Source organism: Streptomyces sp. TLI_171, assembly GCF_003610255.1.
Taxonomy (GTDB): domain Bacteria; phylum Actinomycetota; class Actinomycetes; order Streptomycetales; family Streptomycetaceae; genus Kitasatospora.
The window spans coordinates 1480749-1498488 of sequence record NZ_RAPS01000001.1; the positions used below are offsets into that span (position 1 = coordinate 1480749).

A 17740-nucleotide genomic window follows, 5' to 3' on the forward strand; every position below is an offset into this window, starting at 1 on the left:
TACTGACGGTGAATCAGGCCAGGTCGCGGCGGGCGGCGATCTTCGAGGACATCCCGAAGATCTCGATGAAGCCCTTGGACATGGACTGGTCGAAGGTGTCGCCGGTGTCGTAGGTGGCGAGGTTGAAGTCGTACAGCGACTGGTCCGACTTGCGGCCGTTGACCACGGCGCGGCCGCCGTGCAGCACCATCCGGATGTCGCCGGAGACGTGCTGGTTGGCCTCGTTGACGAAGCCGTCCAGGGCGCGCTTGAGCGGGGAGAACCACAGGCCGTCGTAGACCAGCTCGGCCCAGCGCTGCTCGACCTGCCGCTTGTAGCGGGCGAGTTCGCGCTCGACGGTGACGTTCTCCAGGGCCTGGTGGGCGGTGATCAGGGCGATCGCGCCGGGGGCCTCGTAGATCTCGCGGGACTTGATGCCGACCAGGCGGTCCTCGACCATGTCGAGGCGGCCCACGCCCTGGGCGCCGGCCCGCTTGTTCAGCTCCTCGATGGCCTGCAGCACCGACACCTTGCGGCCGTCGATGGCGACCGGGACGCCCGCCTCGAAGGTGATGACGACCTCGTCGGCCTCGCGCGGGGCGGCCGGGTCCTGGGTGTACTCGTAGACGTCCTCGATCGGGGCGTTCCAGATGTCCTCGAGGAAGCCGGTCTCGACGGCGCGGCCGAAGACGTTCTGGTCGATCGAGTACGGGTTCTTCTTGGTGGTGACGATCGGGAGGTTCTTGGCCTCGGCGAAGGCGATCGCCTTGTCGCGGGTCATCGCGTAGTCGCGGACCGGGGCGATGCACTTCAGGTTCGGGGCGAGCGACTGGATGCCGACCTCGAAGCGGACCTGGTCGTTGCCCTTGCCGGTGCAGCCGTGGGCGACGGTGGTGGCGCCGTGCTTCTGCGCGGCGGCGACCAGGTGCTTGACGATCGCCGGGCGGGACAGCGCCGAGACCAGCGGGTACTGGCCCTGGTACAGGGCGTTGGCCTTGAGGGCCGGCAGGCAGTACTCGTTGGCGAACTCCTCGCGCGCGTCGGCGACCTCGGCCTCGACGGCGCCGCAGTCGAGGGCGCGCTGGCGGATCGCCTCCAGGTCCTCGCCGCCCTGGCCGACGTCGACGGCGACGGCGATGACCTCGGCGCCGGTCTCCTCGGCGATCCAGCCGATGCAGACGGACGTGTCCAGACCGCCCGAGTAGGCGAGTACGACGCGATCGGTCACGGCTATCTCCTTCACAACACAGGTTCCATGCGGCGTTAGGTATAAGTATGCACGACCGCGTATGAGTTTCAAAACCCGGGGCCCCGGGTGTGTTCCGGATCCGCCGCGGGCTACTGCGACTTGGCCTGGGCGAGCTGCATCAGGTGGTCGGCGAGCGCCTGCCCGCCGGCCGCGTCCCGGCTGATCAGCAGCACGGTGTCGTCGCCGGCGATGGTGCCGAGGATCTCGAACACCTCGGCGGTGTCGATCGCGGAGGCCAGGAACTGCGCCGCGCCGGGCGGGGTGCGCAGCACCACCAGGTTGCCGGACGCGGTGGCGGAGACCATCAACTCGCCCGCCAGCCGGGCCATCCGGGCCTCGCTGGCGGATTCGCCCATGGGCGCGCGCGGGGTGCGGTCCCCGCCCTCGGCCGGGACGGCGTAGATGAGCGCGCCGTCCCGGTTGCGGATCTTCACCGCGCCGAGCTCGTCGAGGTCCCGGGAGAGGGTGGCCTGGGTGACCACCAGTCCGTCGTCGGCGAGCAGCTTGGCGAGCTGGCTCTGCGAGCGGACGGGCTGGCGGGTCAGCAGGTCCACGATCCGCCGGTGGCGCGCGGTGCGGGTCTGCGGGACCTGCGGCGTGGGGCCTGCGGCGGCGGGCTCGGGGCGGGGTTCGGTCATAACTGAAGATTCTCCTGAAAGACGCTCAGCTGTTCGCGCCGGGGGCGGCTTCGCGGACCGTTCGGAGGATCGCGGGCAGCGCGGCGAGGAAGCTGTCGGCCTGCTCCTCGGTGAGCACCAGCGGCGGGACCAGCCGGACGGCGTCGGCGACGGCGGCGTTCACCAGGAAGCCGGCCTGCTGCGCGGCGGCCTGCACCTGGGCGGCGACCGGCGCGGTGAGCACGATGCCCAGCAGCAGGCCCTTGCCCCGGACGTGGTCCACCAGCGGGTCGCCGATCGCCTCGATGCCCACCCGCAGCCGCTCGCCGAGCTTGGCGGCGTGCTCCAGCAGGCCCTGCTCCTCGATGGTGCGCAGCACGGCGAGGCCGGCCGCGGCGACCACCGGGTTGCCGCCGAAGGTGGTGCCGTGCTGACCGGGCTTCAGCAGCTCGGCGGCCTCGCCGAAGGCGAGCACGGCGCCGATCGGCAGACCGCCGCCCAGGCCCTTCGCGAGCGTGACGATGTCCGGGTCGACGCCCTCGTAGGCCTGGTGGGCGAACCAGTGGCCGGTGCGGCCGACGCCGGTCTGGATCTCGTCCAGGACCAGCAGGGTGCCGGTGGCCCGGGTGATCTCCCGGGCCGCCTGAAGGTAGCCGTCGGGCAGCGGGATGGCGCCGTTCTCGCCCTGGATCGGCTCCAGGAAGACCGCGGCGGTGTCGGTGGTGACGGCGGCGCGCAGCGCCTCGATGTCGCCGAACGGGACGTAGCTGACGTCGCCGGGCAGCGGCTTGAACCCCTCCTGCTTGCCGGGCTGGGCGGTGAGCGCGAGGGCGCCCATGGTGCGGCCGTGGAAGGCGCCCTGCAGCGAGACCAGGTGGGTGCGGCCGGTCAGCCGGGAGATCTTGAACGCGGCCTCGTTGGCCTCGGTGCCGGAGTTGCAGAAGAACACCCGGGCCGGGCGGCCGGCCAACTCGACGAGCTTCTCGGCGAGTTGGATGGTGGTCTCGGCCATGAACAGGTTGGAGACGTGGCCGAGGGTGGAGATCTGCGCCGTGACGGCCTCGACGATGGCCGGGTGCGCGGTGCCGAGCACGTTGACGGCGATGCCGGCGACCAGGTCGAGGTACTGCTTGCCGTCGGCGTCCCAGACCAGCGAGCCCTCGCCGCGGACCAGCGGGATCCGCGGCGTGCCGTAGTTGTGCATCAGCGTGTGCTGGTACCGCTCGATGATGGCTTCGTTGCTCATGCCAGGCCCCCCAGTACGTTGGTCTCGTCGTCGGGCACCACCATGGTGCCGATGCCCTCGTCGGTGAAGATCTCCAGCAGCAGGCTGTGCTGGACGCGGCCGTCCAGGACGCGCGCGGTGCCCACGCCGGAGCGGACGGCGCGCAGGCAGCCCTCCATCTTGGGGAGCATGCCGGTGGCGAGGGTGGGGAGCATCTCCTCCAGCTCGCCGGCGTTCAGCTGGCTGATCACGTCGTCGGAGTTGGGCCAGTCCTTGTACAGGCCCTCGACGTCGGTGAGCACCACCAGCATCTCGGCGCCGAGCGCGACCGCGATGGCCGAGGCCGCGGTGTCGGCGTTGATGTTGTAGACGTGGCCGTCGGCGCCGCGGGCGATCGAGGAGACCACCGGGATCCGGCCGTCGGCGATCAGCGCTTTCAGCGCGCCGGCCTCGACGTTGACGATGTCGCCGACCAGCCCGATGTCGACCTGCTCGCCGTCGACCACCGCGTAGCGCTTGACGGCGGTCAGGGTGTGCGCGTCCTCGCCGGTCATGCCGACGGCGAACGGGCCGTGCGAGTTGAGCAGGCCGACCAGTTCGCGCTGGACCTGCCCGGCGAGCACCATCCGGACCACGTCCATGGTCTCGGGGGTGGTGACCCGCAGGCCGGCGGTGAAGGAGGACTCCAGGCCGAGCTTCTCCAGCTGGGCGCTGATCTGCGGGCCGCCGCCGTGCACGACGACGGGGTGCAGCCCGGCGAACCGGAGGAAGACGACGTCCTGGGCGAACGCGGCCTTCAGGTCCTCGTCCACCATGGCGTTGCCGCCGAACTTGATGACCACGGTCTTGCCGTGGAAGCGCGCCAGCCACGGCAGCGCCTCGATCAGGGTGCGGGCCTTGGGCAGCGCGGCGTTGCTGCGGGCCTGTTCGCCCTTGGGTGCGATCTGCATGACGGTGGGTCGACCCCCCTCGGGTCAGCTGGAGTAGGCGCTGTTCTCGTGCACGTACTCGGCGGTCAGGTCGTTGGTCCAGACACTGGCGCTCGCCGAACCGGCCTTCAGATCGGCGGTGATGACCACCTCGCGGTCCTTCATGGAGACCAGGTCGCGGTCCTCGCCGACGCCGCCGTCCTGGCACACCCAGACGCCGTTGATGGCGACGTCCAGCCGGTCGGGGTCGAAGGCGGCGGAGGTGGTGCCGATCGCGGAGAGCACCCGTCCCCAGTTCGGGTCCTCGCCGTGGATGGCGCACTTGAGCAGGTTGTTGCGGGAGATGGTGCGGGCGACCTCGACCGCCTCGTCCTCGGTGGCGGCGTTCAGCACGTCGATCCGGATGTCCTTGGACGCGCCCTCGGCGTCGCCGATCAGCTGCCGGGCCAGGTCGGCGCAGACGGTGCGCACGGCCTCGGCGAACTCGACCTGCTCGGGGGTGACTCCGGAGGCTCCGGAGGCGAGCAGCAGCACCGTGTCGTTGGTGGACATGCAGCCGTCGGAGTCGATCCGGTCGAAGGTGGTGCGGGTGGCGGCGCGCAGCGCGGCGTCCAGGTCCGCGGAGTCCACGGCGGCGTCGGTGGTGACCACCACCAGCATGGTGGCCAGGCCCGGGGCGAGCATGCCCGCGCCCTTGGCCATGCCGCCGACCGTCCAGCCCGCCGGGGCGGTGACCTGGGCGGTCTTGTGCACGGTGTCGGTGGTCTTGATGGCGATCGCGGCGCTCTCGCCGCCGGTGCCGCTGAGCGCGGCCACGGCCTGCTCGATGCCGGGCAGCAGCTTGTCCATCGGCAGCCGGACGCCGATCAGGCCGGTCGAGCAGACCGCCACCTCGATGGCGCCGATGCCGAGTTCGGCGGCGACCTTCTCGGCGGTGGCGTGGGTGTCCTGGAAGCCCTCGGGGCCGGTGCAGGCGTTCGCACCGCCGGAGTTGAGGACGACGGCGGTCAGTTCGCCGTCGTTCAGCACCTGCCGGGACCACTTGACCGGTGCGGCGTGCACCCGGTTGGAGGTGAACACGCCGGCCGCGGCGTGCTGCGGACCGTCGTTGACGACCAGTGCCAGGTCCGGGTTGCCGGAGGCCTTGATGCCGGCGGTGACGCCCGCCGCGCGGAAGCCCTTCGCCGCCGTGACGCCGGTGTTCGAGTTCTGGGTGTCCGTCACGGTGCGACTCCGTTCAGCGGGAGGCCGAGCTCCTCGGGCAGCCCGAGGGCGATGTTCATGCTCTGCACCGCGCCGCCCGCGGTGCCCTTCACCAGGTTGTCGATCGCGCTGATCGCGATGATCCGCCCGGCGTGCTCGTCCAGCACCACCTGCAGCACGGCCGCGTTCGACCCGTACACCGAGGAGGTGTGCGGCCACTGGCCCTCGGGCAGCAGCTGGACGAACGGCTCGTCGCCGTACGCCCTCTCGTACGCGGCGCGCAGGCCCGCCGGGGTGGTGCCGGGCCTGGCCTTGGCGGAGCAGGTGGCGAGGATGCCGCGCGGCATCGGGGCCAGGGTGGGGGTGAACGAGACCGTGACCGGCTCGCCCGCGAGCGGCGTGAGGTTCTGCGCCATCTCCGGGGTGTGGCGGTGGCCGCCGCCGACGCCGTACGGGCTCATCGAGCCCATCACCTCGCTGCCCAGCAGGTGCGCCTTGGCGGCCTTGCCCGCGCCCGAGGTGCCGGACGCGGCGGTGATCACCGCCTCCGGCTCGGCCAGGCCCTCCGCGTACATCGGGTACATCGCGAGGGTCACCGCGGTCGGGTAGCAGCCGGGCACCGCGATCCGCTTGCTGCCCTTCAACGCCTGCCGGTGGCCCGGCAGTTCGGGCAGGCCGTAGGGCCAGGTGCCGGCGTGCGCGGAGCCGTAGAACTGCTCCCAGTCGGCCGCCGAGCGCAGCCGGTGGTCGGCGCCCAGGTCGACCACCAGGACGTCCTCGCCGAGCTGCGCGGCGAGTTCGGCCGACTGGCCGTGCGGCAGGCCGAGGAACACGATGTCGTGGCCCGCCAGCGTCTGCGGGTTGGTCGGCTCCAGCACCCGGTCGGCCAGGCCGATCAGGTGCGGCTGCAGGGCGCCGAACCGGGTGCCCGCGTTGGACCCGCCGGTCAGCGCCCCGATCTCGACCTCGGGGTGCGCCTGCAGCAGTCGCAGCACCTCACCGCCCGCGTACCCGCTCGCTCCGGCGACGGCAACTCGCAATACCATGGCATTCCCTCCTGAATCCCAGCATGAATATACGCAGCTGAGCAAAATCATGCAAGAACGCCCGCCCGGACCGGCGGCCGGGCCCCCGCCGGGCGAAAGGTGACCCACGTCACACCGCAGTGCTGTCAGCAATCGGGTGACCGTCCCGTTCAAGGGACACCCGAACGAGACAGGAGCACCGCCGTGAAGCACCGCATCGTCGTCCTCGGCGCCGGCTACGCCGGAGCCTTCGCCGCCGGAAACCTCGCCCGCCGGCTCTCCCCCGCCGACGTCGCGATCACCGTGGTCAACGCCGCGCCCGAGTTCGTCGAACGGATGCGCCTGCACCAGCTCGCCGCCGGCCAGGACCTGACCTTCCGTCCGCTCGCCGACGTCTTCGCCGGCACCGGGGTGCAGCTGCGCATCGCCCGCGTCACCGCCGTCCACCCCGACCGCAGGACCGTCACCCTCGGCGACGGGGACGGCGAACTGCCCTACGACACCCTGCTCTGGACGCTGGGCAGCTCCGCCGCCCGGCACGACGTCCCCGGAGTCGCCGAGCACGCCTTCGACGTGACCGGCCTGGCCGCCGCACGGCGGCTGCGCGAACGCCTCGCCGACCTGGAACCGGGCGGCGGCGTGCTGGTCGTCGGCGAGGGCCTGACCGGCATCGAGACCGCCACCGAGCTCGCCGAGTCCCGGCCCGACCTGGCCGTCGCGCTCGCCGCCCGCGGCGAACTCGGCGCCCGACTCGATCCGAAGGCCCGCCGCCACCTGCGCCGCGCCTTCGACCGGCTGGGCGTCACCGTCCACGAACACACTGCTGTCACCGCCGTCGCCCCCGGCCGGGCCACCACCGCCGACGGCCGCACCCTCCGCGCCGACGTCACCGTCTGGGCCGCCGGATTCGCCGCGCACCCGCTCGCCGCCGCCGGCGGCCTTGACGTCGCCGCCAACGGCCAGATCCTGGTCGACCGCACCATGCGCTCCGTCTCGCACCCCGACATCTACGCGGCCGGCGACTGCGCCCACGCCATCGGCGCCAACGGCCGCCCGCTGCCGATGTCCTGCGCCTCGGCCGGCGCCACCGGCACCCAGGCCACCGCCGCGATCGTCGCCCGCCTGACGGACCGTCCGGTCCCCGCCGTCGGCCTCACCTACGTCGGCAACCACATCAGCCTGGGCCGCCGGGACGCGATCTTCCAGATGGTCGACGGCGACGTCCGCCCGAAGTCCTGGTACCTGGGCGGCCGCGCCGCCGCCCGCCTCAAGGCGGGCATCCTCAAGGGCGCCGAACTCGGCATCGCCCACCCCACCTTCGGCCTCCCGAAGCGCCGTCGCCGCACCGTCGCCGCCGCCACCACCGCTGCACCCGCCCGCGCCGACCGGCGGGCCGCCGCCTAGGTTGTCGCGCATGGACCGCACCGCCGTTGACCGCTTCGAGGCCGGCCGGGCCCGGCTGGCCTCGTTGGCGTACCGCCTGCTCGGTTCGGCCGCCGACGCCGAGGACGCCGTGCAGGACGCCTACCTGCGCTGGCAGGCCGCGGACCGCGACCTCATCCAGGTGCCGGAGGCGTGGCTGACCAAGGTCGTCACCAACCTCTGCCTCGACCAGCTCCGCTCGGCCCGGGTCCGCCACGAGCGGGCAGCCGGCGCGTGGCTGCCCGAGCCGCTGCTCGACGGCGACCCCATGCTCGGCCCCGCCGCCACCTTCGAGCAGCGCGAGTCCGTGTCGCTGGCGGTGCTGACCCTGATGGAGCGCCTCGCCCCGGTCGAGCGGGCCGCCTACGTGCTGCGCGAGGCCTTCTCCTACTCGCACGGCGAGATCGCCGAGATCCTCGACATCACCGAGGCCGCCAGCCAGCAGCACGTCCACCGGGCCCGCCACAGGATCGCCGCCGAACGCCGCGCACGCACCGAGGTCGACCCCGCCGCCGCGCGCCGGATCGTCGAGGCGTTCCTCGCCGCCGCCGTCTCCGGCCGCACCGACCGCCTGGTCGCGATGCTCACCGCCGACGCGACGGCGGTCTCCGACGGCGCGGGCCTGGCCAGGCGACTGCTGCGCATGCAGGGTCCCCACAAGATCGCCTCGCTCGTCCGGGCCGGCTTCCGCCCCACCCCCGCCAAACGCCAACTCGCCGGCGGCTCACCCGCCTTCCACCTCGGCCGGGTCAACGGCGCTCCCGCCGTCCTCGCCGTGGTCGCCGGCCGGGTGGCGGGCGTCGTCGCGTTCGAGATCCGCGACGGCCGGATCGCCGCCCTCCACGGCATCGCCGCCGCCGCCCGCCTCACCCACCTCGACGACGCCTGGCAGCGGCACGGCGCCGACGCCGCACCACTGCACACCTGGTGAATGCCCGCGGGCGGCGAACGCGCCGCGTTCGTACCGGGTTCGTGCCGGGCGCCGTCAGACCCCGGCCCTACGGTGGCGCCCATGACCGAACTCGCAGCGCTGGCCCGCGTCCACACCGCCGGCGACGGCTCTCCGGTGGAACAGCTGACCTGCCACCCGCGGCTCCCACTGGTGGCCGGAACCGCCGGCGGCAGCCGCCTGGTCCGGATCTGGGACTTCTCCGGCGGGCGGCTGCGCGAACTCGCCCACGTCGACCTCGGCCCGGAGCCCGCCGAACACCCGACCGGCCACTGGCCCGGCCAGCGCCTCCCGCTGGCCTGGCATCCCGAGGAAGCCCTGCTGTACGTCACCGACGGAACCGGCCTGACCCGCTGGACCCCTGACGGCCCGTCAAAGGTCGAGCCCTCCCCGGCCCCCTACGGCCACCTGGCGTTCAGTCCCGACGGCGACCACCTCTGGGCCTCGCCGTCCGCCGACGACCGGGAGACCTCGGACGTCCTCGACCTCGCCACCGGCAGCACCGGCACGGCCCGCGGCTGGGACACCGGCGTCGCCGCCCACCCGTCCGGCGCCCTGCTCGCCACCCTGGTCAGCGACCAGGGCGCCACCTACTGCCTGTTCGCCCGCCCGGCCGCGGGCGGGATGCGGCCGCTGCGGCACGCCCTGATCCTGGACGTCGACGGCTACGGCACACCGCTGTTCAGCGCCGACGGCCGGCACCTCGCGATCCGCGGCAACGCGTACTTCGACTCCGTGGACGTCTTCGCATTCCCGTCCCTGCGCCGGATCCTGTCGGTCTCGCTCCGCGAACCCGGGGAGTCCGAGGAGTGGCCGCAGCAGAACCTCGCGTTCGGCGCCGCCCCGGGCGTGCTGTGGATCGGCTCCCCCACCGGGACCCTGCTCGAACTCGACGTCGCCACCCGCGAGGCGGTCGAACACGAGCTCCTCGCCGGGGTCGCGCTCTCGGCCCTCACCTCCACCGCCACCGGCCACCTGCTGGCCGCCCGCGCCGACGGCGAACTGGTCCTGCTGTCGGCCCACCCCGCCCCCGCCGCGACCGCCGCAGCGGGCGACGACGTCGCGGCCTTCCTGGCGGCCACCGAGGACGTCCCCGACGACGGCGACCTGGAGGACCACCTCGTCATCACCGACGGCAGCGGCACCTGGTCGCAGGGCGATCTCGCCACCCTGACCGAGGCGGCCGCGACCGACCCCACCTGGCTGCAGCTCCGGGCCGCCGTCAACCGGGTGCTGGCGGGCTAGCGCGCATCGGGCGGCGGTCCGTCGGCGACGGGTTTCGCCGTCGTGGTCGCGTGCGGCCCGACCCCCGAGCGGCTGCTTCGGCAGCTGTGGTCCGGCGGTTCCGGACGGGCGGCCGGGCGGTGGCGGGACACCGGGAGCTCGCAGGAGCTGCTGGAGGGCGCGATCGCGGTGGCGCGAAGCGGGGCGCGGTGGACATCTCGCCGGTCGGCGTGGATTCCACCACCGTCCGGTCGCTGCGCAGGCACCCCGAGTCCGGTCACGGTCCGGACACACCGGCCACACCGTTCCGCCACCGCAACTACCGTCCCGAGCACCACATTTCCCACACCCTCGGGACGTCGAACGTGCGCCGTACCACCCTCGCCCCCGGGCTGCTCCTGGCAGCCGCCGCCCTCACCGCCTGCAACCCGAACCCGGCCGCCCCGGCCCCCACCACTCCCGCTGCCGTTCCGCCGAGCGCCGCCCCGGCCACCGAACAGGCCCCGGCAGCCGCCAACCGCACCGCGGAACTCCCCGACTTCACCGGCCAGGGCCTTCAAGTCGCCCAGGACAAGGCCCAGTCCGCCGGCTTCTACAGCCTCCACTCGCACGACGCCCTCGGCCGCTCCCGCGCCCAACTCGACGACCTCAACTGGAAGGTCTGCTCCCAGACTCCGGCGGCCGGCCAGCGGTCCATCAACGTCGCCATCGACATGGCCGCGGTCAAGCTCGACGAGCAGTGCCCGGCGACCGACCAGGGCGCCAGCACCCCGTCCGCCGGCTCCTCCATGCCCGACGTGAAGGGCAGGTCCGCTGCCGCCGTGCGCGACCTGCTCCCCCGCAACACCAGCCTCACCATCAAGGACGCGGCCCAGTCCCGCGCCGTCCTGGTCGAGTCCAACTGGCAGGTCTGCTCCCAGAGCCCCGCCCCCGGAACCGAACTGACGGGCCAACCGATCACCCTGAAGGTCGTCAAGTTCGGCGAGACCTGCCCGTAGCCGCCCACCCGCCCGACGAGGTCCCCGGACCTCCTCGGGCGGCCGCGGAACCACCGCCCCGCGCCCTCGCCCCGCCGCCGACAGGGCGTCAGGCCTGCGCGTCCGTGGAGGCGCGGACGACGAGTTGCGGGGCGAAGCGTTCGACCCGCTCCGTGCGTTCGGCAGCCGGGGCTTGAAGGAGCGTCAGGGCGCGTTCGGCCATCTCGGCGAGGGGGTGCCGGATGGAGGTGATCGGGGGGTCGAGGAGTTCGAGTATCTCGGTGTCGTCGAAGCCGGTGACGGCGATCTCTCCGGGGACGGAGACGGCGGAGCGCTGCAGGGTGGAGACCAGCCCGACCGCGAGGACGTCCGCGCCGCAGACCACCGCGTCGACCTCGGAGCGCTGCTCGGCGATCCGGCGCCCCGCGGTGCGGCCGGCGTCGGTGGTGAAGCTGGGCAGCAGGACGGTGGTGGCGGCGGGGCCGCGGGCCGCGGTGAAGGCGGCGAGGCGTTCCGCGCCGGAGGAGGAGGCCTGGTCGGCTGCGACCAGGGCGATCCGGCGGCGGCCGAGGCCGTCCAGGTGGTCGAGCAGCAGGTGCATCGCGGCGGCGTTGTCGAGGGTGACGGCGACCGTCCCGGCGCCGGTCGCCCAGCGGTCGAACAGCACGACGGGCGCGCGCCGCGCCGCGGCCCGGACGGCGGGTCCGGAGGCGGCGGCGGAGACCGGGACGACGACCAGCCCGTCGACGCGCCCGCCGAGCAGGGTCTCGATCTGCTCGGCCTCGATGGCGGCGGAGTTGGCCGCGTCGGAGACCACCAGCTGCCCGCCGTCGGCGCGGACCTGCTGGGCGATGGCGTCGGCGAGCTGGACGAAGTAGGGGTTGGCGAGCGTGGGGACGACCACGCCGACGGTGCCGGTGGTGCCGGTGCGCAGCGCCCGCGCGGAGTGGTTGGTGCGGTAGCCGAGGCGCCGGGCGGCTTCTTCGACTCGGCGGGCGAGTGCGGGGTCGACGTTGCGCGGGGTACCGGCCAGGACGCGTGAGGCGGTGGCGCGGGAGACGCCCGCCGCGGCTGCCACGTCCAGGAGTCGGGGCGCTGTCACGTGGGGTCCTCCCCGGTCGGATCCGCCCAGTGGACCTGAGCTGGCGCAAGGCGCAGCACGAGGGTACTTGACGGCTCCTGAGAGCTGGGTCACAGTGTGGGAGATCGATCTCCCACCCTCCCAGCAGCTCCCGAGGAGCGCCGATGCCGTCGTCCGTCACTGTCGTGGGTTCGGTCAACCGCGACCTCGTGCTGACCGTCGAGGACCTGCCGCGACCCGGCGAGACGGTGCTCGCCGCGGGCTTCGTGGAGGGCGTCGGCGGCAAGGGCGCCAACCAGGCCGTCGCGGCGGCCCGGCTCGGCTCGCCGGTGCGGCTGGTGGCCCGGGTCGGCCGGGACGCGGAGGCGATCCTGCGGGTGCTGGCCGCCGAGGGGGTGGACGTCACCGAGGTGCTGACCGCACCGGACGCCACCACCGGGATCGCCTCGGTGGTGGTCGACCGGGCCGGCGAGAACACCATCGTGGTCAATCCGGGCGCGAACGCCGTGCTGTCGCCGGAGGACCTGCCGCACTGGCTGGCCCGCACGCCCGGCGAGGTGGTGCTGGTGCAGCACGAGATCGCCGCCGAGGTGGTGGCCGCCGCCGTGCTGCGGGGCCGCGAGCAGGGCGCCACCGTCGTCCTCAACCCGGCGCCCGCCCGGCCGGTCCCCGCCGAGGTGCTGGCCGCGGTGGACGTGCTGGTGCCCAATCTGGGCGAGCTCGCCACGCTGCTCGGCGCCGAACTCCCGACCGGCCCGGACGGGGCACGCGCCCTGCTGGAGAGCGCCGAACTGCCGTGCGCGGCGGTGGTGGTCACGCTCGGCGCGGACGGGGCGCTGGTCAGGCTGCCCGGCCGCCCGGGCAGCGTCCACCTGCCCGCCCCCGTGGTGGACGCCGTCGACACGGTCGGTGCGGGCGACACCTTCTGCGGCGCCCTCGCCGACTCCCTCGCCCGCGGCGCGGACCTGCTGACCGCCGCCGAACGCGCCGTCCGGGCGGCCTCGTTGGCCGTCACCGGCCTCGGCGCCCAGTCCTCCATGCCGTACGCGGCGCAGCTCGACTCCGCGCCCCCCGGCACGTCCTGACGGGCCGTCGGCTCCACCGCCTGCCGGCGGCCCTCGACTTCGCTCCCCGCACCGCCTGTTCAACGGAGAACACACCATGCGCCAGCTCAAGATCGGCCTGTTCGAGAACGCCCAGACCAACGCCAGCGGCACCGCCACCTGGCGGCACCCCGACAGCCGGCGGCACCTGTTCGACACCCTCGGCTACTGGCGCGGGATCGCGCAGCTCTGCGAGGACGCCAAGCTGGACTTCCTGTTCCTGGCGGACGCCTGGGGCTGGTCGGAGATCGACGGGGTGCGCCCGCCGATCGCAACCGAGGAGACCCTCGACCTGCCGCGCCTGGACCCGTTCGTGATCGCCTCCGCGCTGCTGGCCTCCACCACCGACCTGGGCCTGGTGGTGACCGGCTCGGTGCTGGTCGAGCCGCCGTACGCGTTCGCCCGCCGGCTGGCCACCCTGGACCAGCTGTCCGGCGGCCGGCTGGGCTGGAACATCGTCACCACGGGCACCGCCGACACCGCCGTGAAGGCGTTCGGGATGGACATGGTGGCGCACGACGACCGGTACGCGATGGCCGAGGACTTCCTCGACCTGGTCTACAAGTACTGGGAGGGCGCCTGGGAGCCCGACGCGCTGGAGAAGGACAAGGCCGGCCGGTTCGCCGACCCGGCGAAGGTGCACCTGGTCGAGCACGACGGCCCCTACTTCCGCTCGCACGGCTACGGCAACACCGCCCGCTCCCCGCAGGGCACCCCGGTGCTGTTCCAGGCCGGCGCGTCCCCGGCCGGCCGCCGGGTCGGCGGGCGCCACGGCGAGTGCATGTTCGTCGGCAGCGGCAGCGTCGAGCAGCTGGCCGGCCACGCCCGGGCGATCCGCGCGGAGGCCGTGCAGGCCGGGCGGAAGCCCGACGAGGTCAAGGTGATGTCGGCGTTCTCCTGCGTGGTCGGCGCGAGCAGCGCGGACGCCGAGCGCCGCTGGCAGCGCGTCCTGGACGCGCAGCGCCCGGAGGTGACCGTCGCCTCGTACGCCATGTTCACCGGCCTCGACCTGTCCTCGTACGCGCCGGACACCCCGATGGCCGAGCTGTCCACCGAGCTGTCGCAGACCCAGGTCGCCCGGTTCGCCGGCCGGACCGTCGGCGACGTGCTCGCCGACTGGCACACCCACGGCGTCGGCGCCCGCCCCGTCGTCGGCACCGCCGAGGAGATCGCCGACGAGCTGTGCGCCCTCGCCGAGGGCGCGGACCTGGACGGCTTCCTGCTCTCGCCGACCGTGCAGCCCGCCTCCACCACCGACTTCGTCGAGTCGGTGCTGCCGATCCTGCGCGCCCGCGGCGTCTTCCGCGGCGAGTACGCGGCCGGCGAGTCGCTGCGCGAGCGCCTCACCGGCTCCGGCGACCGGGCGCTGCCCGCGAGCCACCCGGCCGCGCAGCACCGCCACTGATCCGCCCCCGCACCACGAGAGGACGGCAACGGCCATGGCCACTCCCGCCCACCACCCGTCGGAACTGACCGCGCCCGCGCTGCGCCGGGCCTTCGGGGCCTACCCCACCGGCGTGGTCGCGATCGGCGCCCTGCGGGGCGGCGAACCGGTCGGGTTCGCCGCCAGTTCCTTCGTCTCCATCTCGCTGGAGCCGCCGATGGTCGCGATCAGCGTGGCCCGGACCTCCACCACCTGGCCGCGTCTGGCCGGGGCCCCCGTGCTGGGGCTGAGCGTGCTCAGTCGCGGGCAGGGCGAGCTGTGCCGCAAGCTCGCCGCCCGCGCCGGCGACCGCTTCGACGGCACGCCCTGGCAGTCGACGGCGGACGGTGCGGTGCTGATCCACGACGCGGCGCTGTGGCTGACCGCCCGGGTGGGGCCGGTGTACGACGGCGGGGACCACGAGATCGTCCTGCTGGAGCTGCTCACCGCCGAACTGTTCCCCGCGGTGGAGCCGCTGGTCTTCCACACCAGCCAGTTCCGCGAGCTCACGCCCCATGCCTGACGTTCCCTCAACTCCGCTGTCCGGAACGGTCGTCCACGGTGCGGGCCGGGGCCGCGGCCTGGGCCTGCCGACCGCCAACCTGGCCCCCGACCCCGGCGCGAGCGTCCCCGCGCCCGCCGTCTACAGCGGCTGGCTGAGCCGCCCCGCCGCCGGCGCCGTCCACCGCGCGACGATCAGCATCGGCACCAACCCCACCTTCTGCGACACCGCCGAGGTCCACACCGAGGTCCACTGCCACGACACCTCGGACGACCTCTACGGCGAGCACGTCGACCTGTGGTTCGTCGCCCGGATCCGCGACACCGTCCGCTTCGCCGGCCCCGACGAGCTGATCCGCGCCGCCCTTGAGGACATCCGCCGCTCCGAGGCCGTCCTCGACACCCCCCACGCCCGCGCCGTCCGCGCCGCCGCCCTCTCCGCCGCCCTCCGCTGACCCCCGTCACCACCCCACCTCGCTCTTCCTCTTCTGCTGCGACCACGCCTCCGCGTGCCGCTCCGAACGAACAAAGGTGTGAGTCATGAGCGCATTCCAGTGGCTGAACGACCAGTTCGACCTCTTCGGCCTCCCCGTCTACTGGTCCGACTTCCTCGGCAACATCCTGGCGCTGGCCACCGTCTGGCTGGCCCTGCGCCGTTCGCTGGTGGCGTGGCCGGTGCAGATCCTCGGCTCGGTGCTGCTGCTGGTCGCCAGCCTGAACGTGCACCTCGGCGGCAACGCCGCCCGCCAGATCGTGATCATCGTCTCGGCGTCCTGGGGCTGGGCCACCTGGAAGCGCAGCCGCGAACAGGAAGGGACGATCAACGTCCGGTGGGCGCGCTGGACCGAGCGCACGGCGCTGACAGCCGCCATGGTGCTGGGGACGGCCGCGTTCGGCGCGGTGCTGAAGTGGACCGACGCCTCGTTCTACCCGGGCGCGCCGACCTGGATGGTGCTCGCGGACGCGTGGATCTTCGTCGGTTCGATCCTCGCGATGTACAGCCAGGCCCGCCGGTACGTGGAGTTCTGGTTCGTGTGGCTGGCCGTCGACCTGGTCGGGGTGCCGCTGGCGGTCCACTCGGAGCTGTACTTCTCCGGCATCGTGTACGGCATCTTCTTCGTCATGGTGCTGCTGGGCATCCGGGACTGGGCCTCCCGCAGCAGACCGCAGGAGATCGCTTCCCCGCTGGAGCCGGCCGTCCTGGTCGAGGGCCGCGACGACACCCGGCTCGGCGCAGCCGACTGACCCCGGCGCGGGAGTGGCTTCCGGCCGGTCCGTCACCGGCTCTGCGGCATCAGGCGCAGCAGGTCGGTGACGGGCAGGGCGGGGTTGGCGGCGGCGGCCGCGGCGGTGACCCGGTCGGGGTCGTCGAGGAGTTCGCGGAGCCGCTCGACGGGCAGCGCGGGGTGGGCGGCGGCCTGGCGGCGGGCCCGCTTGTCGCGCAGGCAGGCGGTGAGGACGGTGGCGTCCGCGGCGGGGTGGGCGGCGAGGGCCCGCAGGGTGGCGACGTTGTGGTCGCCGGCGACCAGCTCGCGCAGCAGGCCGGCCGGGGCCTCGGGGTTGGCGGCGATCCCGGGAGCGGCCAGCCGCCCGTGGCGGGCGTGCACGGCCCGCAACCGGGCTTCGCCGAGGCCGGGTCGAGCCGCGACGGCGGCGGCGACCTTGGCGACCGGATCGGCGGCGAGCAGGTCGCGGACGGGTGCCGGCAGGTCGCGGCGCAGGGCGGTGAGCCGCCGCAGTTCCGGGTTGGCGGAGGCGGCGAGCAGGGCGAGTTCCGCCTCGTCGGCGGCATCGATGCGGGGCAGCGGGTCGTTGCCGAGGCGGCCGGTGGCGGCCAGCCGGTCCAGGACGTCGAGCGGCACCCCGGGGTGGCAGGCGGCGGCGCGCTGCACGTGCTCGTGGGGATGGGCGGCGAGTCGGCGGACCAGGTCCTGGCCGACGGCCGGGTTCTCGGCGAGCGCGGCGAGCACCCACAGGTTCTGGTCGGCGGCGAGCCGCCGGTACGCGTCCTGGTGCAGGTCGGGGCGTTCGGCGAGTTGTGCCCGCAGGAACGGGGACGGGTCGTCGAGGTGGCGGACGGCGTCGGCGACCGGCGCGGCGGGGTGTCCGAGCACGGCTTGCAGGATGCTGTGCCGGGCGTACTGGTGGCTGCCGTCGCAGGCCGCCCCGGCGGGCAGGTCGCAGTCCGGGTCGGGGCAGTCCGCGGGGTGCCTCCACGGTACGGCGTGCCGTCGACAGGTGTCGCAGCTGCCCAGCGGCGGACGGTCGTTGATCAGATCGGCGAGGACGTCCGACGGCGCGGCCGGGTTGAATCCGAGAGCCTGCCGGACCTGCTCCGAGGGGTGCGCGGCGAGGGCTGCGGCGGTCTCCGGGTCGGTGGTGCACTCGGCGAGCTCGGCCAGTACCTCCGGGTCCGCGTCGGCGAGCATGCGTCGGACCGGCTCGGCGGGCAGGTCCGGGCACTGCGCCAACTCCCGCCACAGCTCCGGCCGTTCGATGAGCAGCTCGGCCCATTCGACGGGCGCCTGCCGGGCCCGCAGCAGCGCGAGCGCGGCGTGCGGCTGCCGGGCCGGGTCCACCTGCTCGGCGACCAGCCGGCCGTCCGCGACGAAGTCGTCGGCCGCGGTACGGGTGCGTTCCGCGAGCACCGGAATCTGCTGCTCCGTCAGGTCGGTCCGCTCGGCGAGCGCCCACGCCACCTCGGTGTCGTCGATCGCGAGCAGTCGCCCGACGGCCTCGGCCGGGAGCGCGGGGTTGGCGGCCAGTCCGGCCCACAGGTGCTGCACCCGGGCATCGTCTCCGAACCGCGCCCGTCCCGCCGCCGATTTTCCCG

At 73.9% G+C, this 17740-nt stretch carries 17 protein-coding genes; 9 read left to right on the forward strand and 8 right to left on the reverse strand.

Annotation, left to right across the window (positions count from 1 at the left end):
- Positions 1–13: 13 nt before the first annotated feature.
- The 6 genes from BX266_RS06840 to argC form a co-directional block, all read right to left on the reverse strand.
- A complete protein-coding gene (locus BX266_RS06840) occupies positions 14–1207 on the reverse strand; it encodes an argininosuccinate synthase (protein WP_099898012.1) in 1194 nt (397 codons plus the stop codon).
- A 110-nt stretch (positions 1208–1317) separates the two neighbouring features.
- Entirely contained in the window at positions 1318–1866 is a 549-nt protein-coding gene (locus BX266_RS06845; RefSeq protein ID WP_099898013.1) for an arginine repressor, read from the reverse strand.
- A 25-nt stretch (positions 1867–1891) separates the two neighbouring features.
- Positions 1892–3091 (reverse strand): acetylornithine transaminase, encoded by a 1200-nt coding sequence (locus tag BX266_RS06850; RefSeq protein ID WP_099898014.1) that lies wholly within the window; start codon positions 3089–3091, stop codon positions 1892–1894.
- Positions 3088–4020 carry an acetylglutamate kinase gene (gene argB / locus BX266_RS06855; RefSeq protein ID WP_099898015.1) on the reverse strand — a complete coding sequence of 311 codons (933 nt, stop codon included), beginning with the start codon at positions 4018–4020 and terminating at the stop codon, positions 3088–3090. The genes BX266_RS06850 and argB overlap by 4 nt, the downstream gene beginning before the upstream one ends.
- Positions 4021–4044: 24 nt before the next feature.
- Positions 4045–5223: a bifunctional glutamate N-acetyltransferase/amino-acid acetyltransferase ArgJ gene (argJ, locus tag BX266_RS06860; RefSeq protein ID WP_099898016.1), complete on the reverse strand. Its 1179-nt coding sequence runs from the start codon at positions 5221–5223 to the stop codon at positions 4045–4047.
- The gene (gene argC / locus BX266_RS06865; RefSeq protein WP_099898017.1) at positions 5220–6248 is read right to left on the reverse strand and encodes an N-acetyl-gamma-glutamyl-phosphate reductase; all 1029 of its coding nucleotides are present in this window, start codon (positions 6246–6248) and stop codon (positions 5220–5222) included. The genes argJ and argC overlap by 4 nt, the downstream gene beginning before the upstream one ends.
- Positions 6249–6431: 183 nt before the next feature.
- Here argC and BX266_RS06870 point away from each other — a divergent pair, with 183 nt between their 5' ends.
- From BX266_RS06870 to BX266_RS06885, 4 genes are all read left to right on the forward strand, one after another.
- The gene (locus BX266_RS06870; protein ID WP_099898018.1) at positions 6432–7631 is read left to right on the forward strand and encodes an NAD(P)/FAD-dependent oxidoreductase; all 1200 of its coding nucleotides are present in this window, start codon (positions 6432–6434) and stop codon (positions 7629–7631) included.
- A 10-nt stretch (positions 7632–7641) separates the two neighbouring features.
- Positions 7642–8580 carry a sigma-70 family RNA polymerase sigma factor gene (locus BX266_RS06875; RefSeq protein ID WP_099898019.1) on the forward strand — a complete coding sequence of 313 codons (939 nt, stop codon included), beginning with the start codon at positions 7642–7644 and terminating at the stop codon, positions 8578–8580.
- An 81-nt stretch (positions 8581–8661) separates the two neighbouring features.
- Positions 8662–9843, forward strand: a complete 1182-nt coding sequence (locus BX266_RS06880; protein ID WP_259464585.1) for a WD40 repeat domain-containing protein — start codon at positions 8662–8664, stop codon at positions 9841–9843.
- A 344-nt stretch (positions 9844–10187) separates the two neighbouring features.
- Positions 10188–10820 carry a PASTA domain-containing protein gene (locus BX266_RS06885; RefSeq protein ID WP_099907494.1) on the forward strand — a complete coding sequence of 211 codons (633 nt, stop codon included), beginning with the start codon at positions 10188–10190 and terminating at the stop codon, positions 10818–10820.
- A gap of 88 nt (positions 10821–10908) precedes the next feature.
- Here the strand turns inward: BX266_RS06885 and BX266_RS06890 are convergent, their stop codons facing one another.
- On the reverse strand, positions 10909–11901 hold the full coding sequence (locus tag BX266_RS06890; protein ID WP_099898020.1) for a LacI family DNA-binding transcriptional regulator: 993 nt from the start codon (positions 11899–11901) through the stop codon (positions 10909–10911).
- A gap of 143 nt (positions 11902–12044) precedes the next feature.
- On the opposite strand from BX266_RS06890, the gene BX266_RS06895 reads away from it, so the two are divergent.
- The 5 genes from BX266_RS06895 to BX266_RS06915 all read left to right on the forward strand — a co-directional run bounded on the left by BX266_RS06895 (position 12045) and on the right by BX266_RS06915 (position 16152).
- The gene (locus tag BX266_RS06895) at positions 12045–12965 is read left to right on the forward strand and encodes a ribokinase (RefSeq protein WP_099898021.1); all 921 of its coding nucleotides are present in this window, start codon (positions 12045–12047) and stop codon (positions 12963–12965) included.
- Between the two features lie 76 nt (positions 12966–13041).
- Positions 13042–14388 (forward strand): NtaA/DmoA family FMN-dependent monooxygenase, encoded by a 1347-nt coding sequence (locus BX266_RS06900; RefSeq protein WP_099898022.1) that lies wholly within the window; start codon positions 13042–13044, stop codon positions 14386–14388.
- Positions 14389–14422: 34 nt separating this feature from the next.
- Positions 14423–14929, forward strand: coding sequence for a flavin reductase family protein (locus tag BX266_RS06905; protein ID WP_099898023.1), 507 nt, complete (start codon positions 14423–14425; stop codon positions 14927–14929).
- Positions 14922–15362 carry a riboflavin kinase gene (locus tag BX266_RS06910; protein ID WP_099898024.1) on the forward strand — a complete coding sequence of 147 codons (441 nt, stop codon included), beginning with the start codon at positions 14922–14924 and terminating at the stop codon, positions 15360–15362. The genes BX266_RS06905 and BX266_RS06910 overlap by 8 nt, the downstream gene beginning before the upstream one ends.
- Before the next feature lie 85 nt (positions 15363–15447).
- A complete protein-coding gene (locus BX266_RS06915; protein ID WP_099898025.1) occupies positions 15448–16152 on the forward strand; it encodes a nicotinamide mononucleotide transporter family protein in 705 nt (234 codons plus the stop codon).
- Between the two features lie 32 nt (positions 16153–16184).
- On the opposite strand, the gene BX266_RS06920 is transcribed toward BX266_RS06915, so the two are convergent.
- The gene (locus BX266_RS06920) at positions 16185–17693 is read right to left on the reverse strand and encodes a hypothetical protein (RefSeq protein WP_099898026.1); all 1509 of its coding nucleotides are present in this window, start codon (positions 17691–17693) and stop codon (positions 16185–16187) included.
- Positions 17694–17740: the final 47 nt, after the last annotated feature.